The sequence below is a fragment of the Tamlana sp. 2_MG-2023 genome (assembly GCF_030548465.1).
Lineage (GTDB): Bacteria > Bacteroidota > Bacteroidia > Flavobacteriales > Flavobacteriaceae > Pseudotamlana.
Window position 1 is genome coordinate 42,243 of record NZ_JAUOSF010000004.1, and the last position, 12,503, is coordinate 54,745.

General features: G+C 34.0%; 12 protein-coding genes. 6 read left to right on the forward strand and 6 right to left on the reverse strand.

What is annotated here, in order from left to right:
- Positions 1-61 precede the first annotated feature (61 nt).
- The 3 genes from rmuC to Q4566_RS07575 are packed head-to-tail and all read left to right on the forward strand — an operon-like array spanning position 62 to position 2,390.
- Entirely contained in the window at positions 62-1,453 is a 1,392-nt protein-coding gene (rmuC, locus tag Q4566_RS07565) for a DNA recombination protein RmuC (protein WP_303420036.1), read from the forward strand.
- 14 nt (positions 1,454-1,467) lie between these two features.
- Positions 1,468-1,842: a 6-phosphogluconate dehydrogenase gene (locus tag Q4566_RS07570; RefSeq protein ID WP_303420037.1), complete on the forward strand. Its 375-nt coding sequence runs from the start codon at positions 1,468-1,470 to the stop codon at positions 1,840-1,842.
- A gap of 11 nt (positions 1,843-1,853) precedes the next feature.
- Complete coding sequence (locus Q4566_RS07575) at positions 1,854-2,390, forward strand: acyl-CoA thioesterase (protein WP_303420038.1); 537 nt, start codon at positions 1,854-1,856, stop codon at positions 2,388-2,390.
- A gap of 60 nt (positions 2,391-2,450) precedes the next feature.
- On the opposite strand, the gene carB is transcribed toward Q4566_RS07575, so the two are convergent.
- Positions 2,451-5,303, reverse strand: coding sequence for a carbamoyl-phosphate synthase large subunit (gene carB / locus Q4566_RS07580; protein ID WP_303420039.1), 2,853 nt, complete (start codon positions 5,301-5,303; stop codon positions 2,451-2,453).
- 113 nt (positions 5,304-5,416) lie between these two features.
- Positions 5,417-5,578, reverse strand: coding sequence for a 50S ribosomal protein L34 (gene rpmH, locus Q4566_RS07585; RefSeq protein WP_042495769.1), 162 nt, complete (start codon positions 5,576-5,578; stop codon positions 5,417-5,419).
- 301 nt (positions 5,579-5,879) lie between these two features.
- On the opposite strand from rpmH, the gene Q4566_RS07590 reads away from it, so the two are divergent.
- Positions 5,880-6,455, forward strand: coding sequence for a DUF2892 domain-containing protein (locus Q4566_RS07590; protein ID WP_303420040.1), 576 nt, complete (start codon positions 5,880-5,882; stop codon positions 6,453-6,455).
- A 103-nt stretch (positions 6,456-6,558) separates the two neighbouring features.
- Here Q4566_RS07590 and Q4566_RS07595 read toward each other — a convergent pair whose 3' ends face one another.
- Complete coding sequence (locus Q4566_RS07595) at positions 6,559-7,482, reverse strand: lytic transglycosylase domain-containing protein (RefSeq protein ID WP_303420041.1); 924 nt, start codon at positions 7,480-7,482, stop codon at positions 6,559-6,561.
- A 36-nt stretch (positions 7,483-7,518) separates the two neighbouring features.
- Positions 7,519-8,184, reverse strand: a complete 666-nt coding sequence (locus tag Q4566_RS07600) for an alpha/beta hydrolase (RefSeq protein ID WP_303420042.1) — start codon at positions 8,182-8,184, stop codon at positions 7,519-7,521.
- Between the two features lie 115 nt (positions 8,185-8,299).
- Here Q4566_RS07600 and Q4566_RS07605 point away from each other — a divergent pair, with 115 nt between their 5' ends.
- The gene (locus tag Q4566_RS07605; RefSeq protein WP_303420043.1) at positions 8,300-8,596 is read left to right on the forward strand and encodes a GNAT family N-acetyltransferase; all 297 of its coding nucleotides are present in this window, start codon (positions 8,300-8,302) and stop codon (positions 8,594-8,596) included.
- Between the two features lie 62 nt (positions 8,597-8,658).
- Here Q4566_RS07605 and mtaB read toward each other — a convergent pair whose 3' ends face one another.
- A complete protein-coding gene (gene mtaB, locus Q4566_RS07610) occupies positions 8,659-9,984 on the reverse strand; it encodes a tRNA (N(6)-L-threonylcarbamoyladenosine(37)-C(2))-methylthiotransferase MtaB (protein WP_303420044.1) in 1,326 nt (441 codons plus the stop codon).
- 151 nt (positions 9,985-10,135) lie between these two features.
- Here mtaB and Q4566_RS07615 point away from each other — a divergent pair, with 151 nt between their 5' ends.
- Positions 10,136-11,758: an ABC transporter substrate-binding protein gene (locus tag Q4566_RS07615; RefSeq protein ID WP_303420045.1), complete on the forward strand. Its 1,623-nt coding sequence runs from the start codon at positions 10,136-10,138 to the stop codon at positions 11,756-11,758.
- On the opposite strand, the gene Q4566_RS07620 is transcribed toward Q4566_RS07615, so the two are convergent.
- Positions 11,742-12,440 carry a lysoplasmalogenase family protein gene (locus Q4566_RS07620; RefSeq protein ID WP_303420046.1) on the reverse strand — a complete coding sequence of 233 codons (699 nt, stop codon included), beginning with the start codon at positions 12,438-12,440 and terminating at the stop codon, positions 11,742-11,744. The genes Q4566_RS07615 and Q4566_RS07620 overlap by 17 nt on opposite strands.
- Positions 12,441-12,503: the final 63 nt, after the last annotated feature.

Consider the following 12,503-nt stretch of genomic DNA (forward strand, 5'->3'; position numbering starts at 1 on the left):
ATAGCGGGCAACTTCTAACTTCAAGCTAAAAAATTTATCTTTGATAATATTTTCTTTATAAATGAACGACAATATCATTCTAATTATCGCCATCCTAATTGCTGCTGCCATTGGCGTATATATAGGCAGACTTATCACACAACTAAAAAGCAAGAGTGAAAAAAGTACTTTAGAAGAACGCAACACCAATTTGTTGCAACAGCTTTCTGAAATCAAATTGCAAACCGAAAATGAAAAACAGAAAGAAAAGGAATACTTCAGCAATCAGTTGGAAGATTTAAAAGTAACCATATCTAAGGTAGAAATCGAACGCGAAGCAATTCGTCGTGAAAAAGATTTTTTAAATACGGAATTAACCCGAAAAAACGCTGAATTTGAAAGTCTGCAACTTAAAAATGATGAACAAAAAGCTGAAGTAGAACAGCTTCAGGAGAAATTCACGAAAGAATTTGAAAATCTTGCCAATAAAATTCTAGATGAAAAATCGGAGAAGTTCACCCTTCAGAATAAAGAAAACATCAAGAATATATTAAGTCCGTTACAAGATAAAATTAAAACTTTTGAAGAAAAAGTAGATACCTCTCAAAAGGAAAGTATCATGATGCATTCCGCATTAAAAGAACAGTTGTTAGGTTTGAAAGACTTAAACCTACAAATGACCAAAGAAACCACCAACCTCACGCGTGCCTTAAAAGGTGATAGTAAAATGCAAGGCAACTGGGGCGAATTGGTTTTAGAACGCGTTTTAGAAAAATCTGGATTAGAAAAGGATAGAGAGTATTTTGTACAGCAAAGTTTTACCAGAGCCGATGGTTCTAGAGTTTTACCTGATGTCGTTTTAAGTTTGCCAGACGGTAAAAAAATGATTATTGACAGTAAAGTGTCTCTAACAGATTATGAGCGTTTGGTAAATGCCGAAGATGAAGACAAACCGATGTACTTAAAAGCGCATGTGAATTCTATAAAACGTCACGTAGACCAGCTTTCAGAGAAAAACTATCAAGATTTATATGATATGGAGTCGCCAGATTTTGTACTCATGTTTATTCCTATAGAACCGGCATTTGCCGTTGTTGTACATGAAGATAACTCAATTTACAACAAAGCCTTTGAAAAGAACATTGTCATTGTAACCCCTTCTACCTTATTGGCCACGTTACGTACGATTGACACGATGTGGAACAATGAAAAACAACAGCGTAATGCTCTTGAAATTGCAAGACAAGCAGGCGCGCTTTACGATAAGTTTGAAGGTTTAGTAACCGATTTAACAGGCGTTGGAAAAAAGATTGATGCTGCAAAAAGTGATTATTCATCTGCTATGAACAAACTAGTTGACGGAAGAGGAAACATCGTTACCAGCATTGAAAAGCTTAAAAAAATGGGTGCTAAAGCTAAAAAAGCACTACCTGAAGCCATTATTAAACGTGCACAAGAAGACGACAACATCTAATACATGATATCAAAATGAAAATTATTATTAAAATTATTATCGCCCTTATTATCCTTGCTACTGGGTTTTTATGCTTTTTATATTTTGCTAAATATAGTGAAGGTGTTCGTGCCGGGGAATTAGTGAAATTCACAAAAAAAGGTTTGATAATTAAAACTTGGGAAGGCCAAATAAGTCAAGGGGTTTCCGAATCTCAGTTTTTTGAATTCTCGGTTGAAAAAAGCAATCAAACCGTTATAGACGACCTTAATAATTTTCAAGGAGAATATGTGAAACTTCATTATTTCGAGCGTTACAGAGACCTATTTTGGCTAGGACACACCAAATACTTTGTAACTAAAGTTGAAAAAATAAAAAGAAACGAAAAGATTAACCAAACCAACGAATAAATAGTAACTATATGTTTAAACACGCAACAGAATCTCAGGTTTCTATAACCCAGCTCATGCTACCTTCCCACTCTAATTTTAGTGGTAAAATTCATGGTGGGCATATTTTAAGTTTAATGGATCAAATTGCTTTTGCTTGCGCTTCAAAGCATTCAAGACACTACTGTGTCACAGCATCAGTAAACCGTGTAGACTTTCTAAATCCTATTGAAGTAGGCGAATTAGTAACATTAAAAGCATCGGTTAATTACACTGGAAAAACATCTATGGTTGTTGGACTACGTGTAGAATCTCAAAACATTCAAACCGGAGAAATAAAACATTGTAACTCTTCTTATTTTACCATGGTGGCGAAAGATGAAAATGGTAACAATGTAAAAGTCCCTGGCTTAATTTTAGATAATGTACAAAGCATAAGACGCTTCGCAAGAAGTATTGCCAGGCAAGAACAAGCAAAAACTAGGAACTCACAATTTAAATCTTCAGAGTTTAAATTTGAAGATCATCTCGAGTTTTTAGAATCACAAAATGCTCAAGTAGAGTTATAAAAAAAGCCGCTAAAAGCGGCTTTTTTTGTATTACACTATACTATTATTTAGTATATTTTATTATTTACTTAAGTACATTTTACGTCTTGCATACAATTCGTAAAAAGCATCATCTTTCAAGCTATCAATAAATAAAATACTTTCTCCAGTACTCTTCATTTCAGGCCCTAACCTCTTATTTACATTATGGAATTTATCGAAAGAGAACACAGGTTGCTTGATTGCGAAACCATCTAATTTAGGTTGGAAATCAAAATCCTTAACTTTCTTATCCCCTAACATGATTTTAGTGGCATAATTCACATAAGGTTCACCATAAGCTTTAGCGATAAACGGTACCGTTCTAGAAGCTCTAGGATTCGCTTCGATGATATAAACCACATCATCTTTAATTGCGAACTGAATATTTATTAAACCAACGGTATTTAAAGCTAATGCAATTTTCTTAGTATGGTCTTTTATTTGTTGCATTACCAATTCACCGAGGTTAAACGGAGGTAATAAAGAGTTACTATCTCCAGAGTGTACACCACAAGGTTCGATATGCTCCATAATTCCTATGATATACACATCTTCACCATCACAAATGGCATCAGCTTCAGCTTCAATGGCACCATCTAAATAATGGTCTAACAACAATTGGTTGCCTGGCATTCTTCCTAATAAATCAACAACGTGTTTTTCTAATTCTTCCTTGTTGATTACAATTTTCATACCCTGACCACCTAATACATACGAAGGACGTACTAATATTGGGAAATCTAATACATCTGCAATCGCTGCAGCTTCATCGGCTGTTGTAGCGATATCAAATTTAGGGTAAGGAATATCATTTTCCTTTAATAAGTTAGAGAACAATCCGCGATCTTCAGCTAAATCAAGTGCTTCAAAGCTTGTTCCTAAAATTTTAATACCATATTTGGTTAACTTTTCAGCAAGTTTTAAAGCTGTTTGCCCACCAAGTTGTACGATGACACCTTCTGGTTTTTCATGCTTAATAATATCGTAAATATGTTCCCAGAATACCGGCTCAAAGTATAATTTATCGGCCGTATCAAAATCGGTAGAAACCGTTTCAGGGTTACAGTTAATCATGATGGTTTCGTAACCAGCTTCCGCGGCAGCTAAAACACCATGAACACAACAGTAATCAAACTCGATACCTTGTCCGATTCTATTCGGTCCAGATCCTAGAACAATCACTTTTTTCTTATCTGAAACCACACTTTCATTGTGAGAGTATGGCTTACCACCCGCAGTTTCCATCTCACCTTCAAAAGTTGAGTAGTAGTAAGGTGTTTTTGCTTCAAACTCTGCAGCACATGTATCTACTAATTTGTAAACACGGTTGATACCTAATTCCTCTCGTTTATTATAAACTTGACTCTCTAAACAGTTAAGCATATGCGCGATTTGACGGTCGCCATATCCTTTTTGCTTCGCTTCTAATAACAATTCTCTGTTGATAGAATCGATAGTAAACGTTGAGATTTCATTGTTTAAGAAATGTAATTCTTCGTATTGTTTAAGGAACCACATGTCGATTTTAGTAATCTCATGGATTCTACTTAATGGAATCCCCATACGAATCGCATCATAAATAATGAATACACGATCCCAAGATGCGTAAGTTAATTTCTCAATAACTTGCTCGTAGTTGGTATTTTCTTTACCATCTGCACCTAAACCATTACGTTTAATTTCTAGAGATTGGGTGGCCTTGTGCAAAGCTTCTTGGAACGAACGTCCAATTCCCATAACCTCTCCTACAGATTTCATTTGAAGACCTAAAGTTCTATCAGATCCTTCAAATTTATCGAAATTCCAACGTGGTATTTTTACGATTACGTAATCTAAAGTTGGCTCAAATAAAGCTGAAGTAGATTTTGTAATTTGATTATTTAATTCATCTAAATGGTACCCTAACGCTAATTTAGCTGCAATTTTCGCAATTGGATATCCTGTTGCTTTACTTGCTAATGCTGAAGAACGTGATACACGAGGGTTAATTTCAATGGCGATGATATCTTCTTTTTCATCTGGAGAAACTGCAAACTGTACGTTACATCCTCCGGCGAAATCACCAATACTACGCATCATATGAATAGCCATATCACGCATTTTTTGGAACGTTCTATCGCTTAAGGTCATCGCTGGAGCTACTGTGATAGAATCACCAGTATGAATTCCAATCGGGTCCATATTTTCAATAGAACAGATGATAACTACATTATCATTTGAATCTCTAAGTAACTCTAACTCATATTCTTTCCAGCCTATTAAAGCCTTATCGATCATGACTTCATGGATTGGAGAAATCTCTAAACCACGTCTTAATAACTCGTCAAAATCTTCTTCTTTATATACAAAAGATGCTCCTGCTCCTCCAAGAGTAAATGAGGCTCTAATGATTAAAGGGAAACCAAATTCTTGAGCAATTTCTTTACCTTTTAAGAAAGAAGTCGCTGTTGCTTGAGGCGCCATAGGAACCCCAATTTTAAGCATCAACTCTCTAAACTTCTCACGATCTTCAGTAATATTAATCGCATCAATATCAACACCAATAATTTCTACATCAAAATCTTTCCAAATACCTTTTTCATCAGCCTCAATACATAAGTTTAATGCGGTTTGTCCACCCATTGTAGGTAAAACAGCATCAATTTGAGGGTGTTCTTTTAGAATTTGAACAATTGATTTTGTTGTTAACGGTAGCAAGTAAACATGATCGGCCATAGTAGGATCTGTCATGATAGTTGCTGGATTAGAGTTGATTAAAACTGTTTCAATCCCATCTTCTCTAAGCGAACGTAATGCTTGAGTTCCTGAATAATCAAATTCACATGCTTGCCCAATTACAATCGGACCTGACCCAATAATAAGTATTGATTTAAGTTTTGGATTTTTCGGCATTTTACTAGTTATTATGTTGTATTATAATATTTTACAAAAGTAACAATAAGAAGATATAAAAAAAGGCGTTACACTTAAGTAACACCTTTTATATTATAAACAATTGTTCATTATTATTTTTTATGTCTAGTTTCAGTAGATACAGACAATTTTTTTCTCCCTTTAGCTCTTCTACGTGCTAATACCTTTCTACCGTTAGCAGAAGCCATTCTTTCTCTGAAACCATGTTTGTTTCTTCTCTTTCTTTTAGAAGGCTGAAATGTTCTTTTACTCATTGTCTTATATCTTTAATTCTGAAAATGTAATTTTTTTATACCCTTGGTCTTTCTTCAAAACCGAGGGCAAATATACAAAGACTTTTAACTTTCACAAACCATATTTAAAAAAAATTTCAATAAATTTTATTTTCTAACCAAAAGCATGTAAGACCTTTATATATTAAGGATAAGCCCATCCTTTTGTTATACAACTTTATATTAAATTTGATAAAAATTTAGTTTCTTTGCAGTCTTAAACCAACAAAAAAGTGTCAAATTTAAGAAATACGCACTTCAAAGTTAATCGAAACAAGACAATATGTTCAATAAAATTATAAAACTTATTATCGCCGCTGGCATTTTGGCTTATGCCGTTTATCAATTTACAGAAAGTAATATAGGGAATGGCATCATGCTTATCCTATTAGCTGGTATTTTTATCTTCCTGTATTTTAAGAATGAATTTATCTTATTAGCTTTTTTAAAGTTACGTAAGCAAGATTTTGAAGGCGCTAAAAGGTGGTTAGACAAGATTAAAAACCCAGAGGGCGCTCTAGTAAAAAAGCAACAAGGCTATTACAATTACCTTCATGGTATCATGGTATCGCAAACTAACATGAATGAATCTGAGAGATATTTCAAAAAAGCCATTGATTTAGGCTTGTCTATGGATCATGATTTAGCGATGGCAAAGTTAAATTTAGCAGGTATTGCTTTTTCTAAACGTAGAAAGCAAGAAGCGACAAAGTTATTAAGCGAAGCTTCAAAACTTGACAAACAAGGCATGTTAACCGATCAAATAAAAATGATGAAGGATAATATGAAGCGTGCACAAATGCCAAACCAACATTATGGTGCTGGTGGATCTATAAGGGCTCAAAAGCGTAGAGGATAAAAAAGTGATACTACTTAAAAACATAAAAAAGCTCAAAACTTAAAGTTTTGAGCTTTTTTATGTTTTTAAGTTATCTCAAATAAAGTGACTTTCTACGCCGATCTTATTGCGGATAAGAACCTTTCACTGGAATTTCGATGTGATACAGCTTTCTACTCGCATTATTAAGCTTTGGTTCACGCAACCAAGGGTTATGAATTTTTAATATCTTATAATTAATATCAAAATCTTTGGCAAATCTGGCAAAATCAGTGACTACTGTATCCACTTCTACTTTAAAAGTAGGCACTTCAGTATATAAATCTTTCTCTCTAAAATTAAATCCATACTTAAGTGGGTTAGATAATATTTCTTTTAAGGCCACAATTCTAAATACGTAGCGCCCCGTTTCTTCTCCTAACAACAAATCGTAGTAGTCTGTTACCATTTGTTCATTTAATCGTCTTGATATACCTGTATTTCCTGCATTATAAGCAGCCGCTGCAAGCGTCCATGTTCCTAGTAGTTTTTTAGACTCTAAAAGGTATTGACAAGCAGCTTCGGTGGATTTCTCAAGGTTATAACGTTCATCAACATTATCGTTGACTTCTAATCCATATTCCCGAGCTGTTGCTGGCATAATTTGCCAAACACCACGAGCTCCAGCCGGAGATACGACGTTAACCAAACCACTTTCTATAACCGCTAAATACTTAAAATCATCTGGAACACCATATTTTTTCAAAATAGGTTCAATTACAGGAAAATATTTATGCGCACGTTTAAACATTAATAAACCGTTAGATTGCCAGTAGGTATTCACCAGTAGCTCTCTATCCATACGTTCATAAATATCTGGATTTTTTAATGGCAGGGGTTCGCCAGCTAAGTTTAAATCGTCTGGCACCTGTAAAGCATAAACGTTATATCCATTAACGCTTTGTTTCTCAAAATTTTCATCGGTTGGCGCATCTTGCATGGCATAAATAAACACGCCACATAAACTTAGCAAGCCAATAAATATCAATCCTTTTTGTATCATTTTCATTTCTTGAATTTTCCATTAAAGGTAAAGAAAATTCAATTATTCTGCTAATATAATTCTAGGTAAGTTAGCGTTGAACCACCTGTATTTATTAATAATCATAATATGTACCCCGTCAGGAATCGTAATACAATTAGAAATATACTGTATAGGAAAAACAGGATCTTTATCGCCGTGAATATGAATAATATCGGATTCATGGGCTTCTTGATCCCAACAGACCATTTCTTTAATAGCCCAACTTAAATACTTAGGATCATTTACAGAAAGATACTTTTTATAAAGTTCTAAACGCTTGACCAATACTTTTCCGAAAGCGTATTTTTCAAAAACATCAATTTTACTTGCTAGTTGCGTTGGAACTATTTTATAAGCCCCTGTAACTCTAGCCAATTGCATTTTTTTAGGTAATTCAAACTTTGTTTTAACGCTGGATACAATAATAAGTTTACGAACTGAAATGTGTTTATTGATTTCCTGAACCAAGACCCCTCCAAAGGAAACCCCTAATAAAACAGGGTTCTCATGTTTAATGTGCTTAGTCATTCGCAAAGCATAATTGGAAATAGACTCGTCATTTAAAGGCAGCATCCACTCTAAAAAGTGCAGCTGAAACCTATCCTCCGGTAAGTCTATATATTCAAAAATATTTGGGCCAGCAGCCATCCCCGGCATGAGGTAAATATGTATTATCTCTTGACTCATAAGGCATTAACTATAAATTTACTTTTTCTTAACGATTTTTTTTCGTACTTTTGCGCAAAGTTTGAATAAATAGCCCTCACTATTTAAGATTCCTATAGAACTAAAATAAGACAAAATGGTTGAAGCTGCAGAATTAATTGACAATGATTTTTTACGTCAATATGAGATTAAGATAGATAATCATTTAGCAATAATCGAATACTCTTTACAAGAACGAAAAATATTTCTAACAAAGATGATTGTCCCTGAGGAGATCACAGATGAAAACTTTTCAAAAGATTTCTTAACCTTAGTTTTCGAACAAATACAAGAACGCAATCTGAGCGTTGTTCCAACAAGCCCTGAAATCGCTAAATTTGTAAGAAGCAATAGAAAGTACAAACGTATGCTTCCTGTTGGAGTAAGAATATAATCGCTAAATCGATTTATGATAGTATTAAAATCTGAAGTTTATCGCTTCAGATTTTTTTTGTTTTAAGCTGTAAGCGCATCTACAAAATCGAAACGCACTAAACCATCATCATCAATTTCGGTAAGCGCCACATCATGTAAAGTATTCACTAATTCTGGATTCCATGGTGTTTTAACTTTTACGTAGTTTTCGGTAAATCCGTGGATATAGCCTTCTTTATTTTCACTTTCAAACAACACCGTTCTACTTGTTCCTAGCTGACTTTCATAAAAGGCACGACGCTTCTTAACCGATAAGCCTCTAAGCATTTTACTTCGTTTAGACCTTACATTTCCAGGAACAACACCTTCCATACCTACAGCTTCAGTATTATCACGTTCTGAATAAGTAAACACATGCAAATAAGAAATATCTAGTTCGGCCAAAAAATTATATGTTTCTAAGAAATGTTCATCTGTCTCCCCAGGAAACCCAACAATAACGTCCACACCAATACAGGCGTGCGGCATCACTTCTTTTATTTTTGAAACACGATCCACATACAATTCTCGCATGTAACGACGTTTCATTTTTTTAAGAATTTCGTTTGTTCCAGACTGTAACGGAATATGAAAATGTGGTACAAAAGCTCTCGATTTAGCCACTAAATCAATAGTTTCATTCTTTAGTAAATTAGGTTCGATAGAAGAAATTCTTAAACGCTCAATACCTTCTACTTTATCTAATTCTGTAACCAAATCTAAAAAAGTATGTTCGTGTTTTTTATTCCCGAACTCCCCTTTTCCGTAATCACCAATATTCACTCCAGTTAAAACAATTTCTTTAATGTTCTGTTCAGAAATTTCCTTGGCGTTTTTTAAAACGTTATCCATAGTATCACTTCTTGATATGCCTCGCGCTAGCGGAATCGTGCAATAGGTACATTTATAATCGCAACCATCTTGAACTTTTAAAAAGGCACGTGTTCTATCGCCAATGGAATATGAACCCACGTAAAAATCGGCATCCTCAATTTCACATGAATGCACTTCACCAAAATCATTTTTAGTTAAATCATTAAGGTAATCGGTAATTTTAAATTTTTCGGTCGCTCCAAGCACCAAATCCACACCATTAACATCGGCTAACTCTTGAGGTTTCAATTGCGCATAACACCCTACAGCTGCAACAAAGGCATCTTCATTCGATTTTTGAGCTTGTTTAACTATGGTTTTAAAACGCTTATCGGCATTCTCGGTTACCGAACAGGTGTTAATCACATAAATATCTGCTTTTTCAGAAAAATCAACCCTATCAAATCCTTCCTTACTAAAATCTCTTGCTATGGTAGAAGTTTCTGAAAAATTTAATTTACAACCTAAAGTATAAAATGCGACTTTCTTATTCATGGTATTTTGTTATCCTGAATTTGCTTCAAGATCTTTTAAAAATTATCTTTACCTTTTCTCATTTATGAACCAAAAGAAGAATTTCTTTCAGGAAATTAGGACACTTTGTTCATCTCGATATGAGCGTGCAAATTTACAACTAATTAGTTATATGATAAAACCTAAGTTAAAACAAATAATCAACTATTTATCAATTAGTTATATTGCCCTTTTATTTTTTTCTTGCAAGTCTGACCTTGACATAAATAGAGATCATTTAGTTTTTAGGTATAACGAGTATGCCAACATAAACACTTTGGACCCTGCTTTCTCAAGAACACTTCAAGACAACTCGGTATGTAATCAAATTTTTAACGGATTAGTACAATTGGATGATGAATTGAATATTCTACCTTGTATTGCTAAAAATTGGACAGTCTCTGAAGACGGTATCACCTACCGTTTTAACCTTCGTAACGACGTCTATTTTCATAATCATAAATTATTCGGAAAAGACTCCACCAGAACGGTTGTCGCTAATGATTTTAAATACAGTTTAAACCGCTTAAGAGATGAAAAAATAGCCTCTCCAGGCAGCTGGGTTTTAAATAAAGTAGATGACTTTAGCGCCATAAACGATACTATTTTTGAAATAAAACTGAAGCAACCATTCCCCGCTTTTATCGGACTCTTAACCATGAAGTATTGCTCGGTTATCCCTAAAGAAGTTGCTGATTTTTATGGTGCCGATTTTAGAAGCCACCCCATAGGTACGGGCCCTTTTAAGTTTAAACGCTGGGAAGAAAACATTAAATTAGTTTTTAGAAAAAACCCTAATTATTTTGAAAAAGATAAAAAAGGAAACAAACTTCCCTATTTAGAAGCTGTTTCTATTACTTTTTTACCCGATAAACAAAGTGAGTTTTTACAGTTTGCCCAAGGGAATATCGATTATATTTCAGGACTTGATGCTTCCTATAAAGATGAATTATTAACCGCCAGCGGAAAACTGCAAAAGCGCTACTCTGAAACGGTAAACATGATTCGTGGCCCCTATCTAAACACAGAATATTTAGGGTTTTACTTAGATTCTGAAACTCCAGAAATACAATCTGTACTACTTAGACAAGCCATAAACTATGGTTTTGATCGCAAGAAAATGATTGTATATTTAAGAAACGGTATTGGTAACCCTGCTAACGGTGGTTTTATACCCATCGGACTTCCTGGATATGACGCATCTATTGGTTACACCTATCAACCACAAAAAGCCAAAGAACTTGTTGCTCAATTTATTAATGAAACTGGTATTTCCAATCCTCAAATCACTTTAGTTACCACTAGTAATTATCTTAGTTTTTGTGAATTTATACAACGGGAACTTGAAAAAACAGGACTAAATATTCAGGTTGATGTCATGCCTGAAGCTTCGTTACGCTCGGCACGATCTAATGGTAAGGTAGACATGTTTAGAAGTTCTTGGATTGCCGATTATTTAGACGCCGAAAATTACCTATCCATATTTTACAGCAAAAACTTTGCGCCCAACGGATCAAACTACTTTCATTATAAAGATGAAAAGTTTGATAGTTTATACAACACGGCGTTTACGGTAACCGATATCGAAAAAAGAAAAAAAATATACACGACCATGGATTCTTTAGCCATGCAAAAAGCACTCATGGTGCCTTTATATTATGATGAAGTCATTCGTTTTACGCGAAAAAACATTAAAGGCTTGGGCGTAAACCCTATAAACCTCTTAGAACTAAAACACGTTAAAAAGGATTTTTAGACTCAGTAATTTTTTCTGTTATAATACCATGCACAATTAAGTAAATACCTGTCGCGTAAAAGAACATGATACTAAAGTCCTGATAGGGTACATTAGTTTTAAAGGTCTTTATTACCATTATCCCTTCTGAAAGCATATAGCACAACACACCTACAAACACAAAAAGATAGCTCTTTTCATCTACCACGCCTTTTCTTAAATAAGCAAATTGACACAGTAAAAGTGATATAAAATAACTGATTATTGTTGGTAGAAAGAAGTGACCTAAATCATCAAACATATAACTTACTAGACCTACGGTATAGATAAATATTACTATTGAAAACGGAATTAATCGGCGTACTTTAAAATCGGATCTATGTGAAAACCGAAAACACAAAAATAATTTTGCAACCGAATATATAAATAGACTAAAAACCAAAAGGTAAATATTTTCATGATCTATAATTAAAAAATCACTAACAAAAAAGCAAGCCAAAGCAAGCATAGTCCAAGAATAATCACTGTTTTTAGATGCTGTATTATTATAATAAAAGTATAAAATCAACAATCCCATTACCGGTGGTTTTGAAATATAGCGATATGGCCAAATTGGCAAATTGATTTTAACAATAGTATCTATAAATAGAACAATATAAAAAACGATGAAAAAAAATTTCTTATCTTTTAAAATGTTCAACATGCTAAGGGATCCAAAATGTGAGGTTAAATTGTAGTGAATTTATCATCTACCTTCTTAAAGGTA

What these genes read in the sequence shown, in the direction of transcription:
- rmuC (WP_303420036.1), top strand. Translation starts at nt 62, where the DNA reads ATGAACGACAATATCATTCTAATTATCGCCATCCTAATTGCTGCTGCC.
- Q4566_RS07570 (WP_303420037.1), top strand. Translation starts at nt 1,468, where the DNA reads ATGAAAATTATTATTAAAATTATTATCGCCCTTATTATCCTTGCTACT.
- Q4566_RS07575 (WP_303420038.1), top strand. Translation starts at nt 1,854, where the DNA reads ATGTTTAAACACGCAACAGAATCTCAGGTTTCTATAACCCAGCTCATG.
- carB (WP_303420039.1), bottom strand. Translation starts at nt 5,303, where the DNA reads ATGCCGAAAAATCCAAAACTTAAATCAATACTTATTATTGGGTCAGGT.
- rpmH (WP_042495769.1), bottom strand. Translation starts at nt 5,578, where the DNA reads ATGAGTAAAAGAACATTTCAGCCTTCTAAAAGAAAGAGAAGAAACAAA.
- Q4566_RS07590 (WP_303420040.1), top strand. Translation starts at nt 5,880, where the DNA reads ATGTTCAATAAAATTATAAAACTTATTATCGCCGCTGGCATTTTGGCT.
- Q4566_RS07595 (WP_303420041.1), bottom strand. Translation starts at nt 7,482, where the DNA reads ATGAAAATGATACAAAAAGGATTGATATTTATTGGCTTGCTAAGTTTA.
- Q4566_RS07600 (WP_303420042.1), bottom strand. Translation starts at nt 8,184, where the DNA reads ATGAGTCAAGAGATAATACATATTTACCTCATGCCGGGGATGGCTGCT.
- Q4566_RS07605 (WP_303420043.1), top strand. Translation starts at nt 8,300, where the DNA reads ATGGTTGAAGCTGCAGAATTAATTGACAATGATTTTTTACGTCAATAT.
- mtaB (WP_303420044.1), bottom strand. Translation starts at nt 9,984, where the DNA reads ATGAATAAGAAAGTCGCATTTTATACTTTAGGTTGTAAATTAAATTTT.
- Q4566_RS07615 (WP_303420045.1), top strand. Translation starts at nt 10,136, where the DNA reads ATGATAAAACCTAAGTTAAAACAAATAATCAACTATTTATCAATTAGT.
- Q4566_RS07620 (WP_303420046.1), bottom strand. Translation starts at nt 12,440, where the DNA reads ATGTTGAACATTTTAAAAGATAAGAAATTTTTTTTCATCGTTTTTTAT.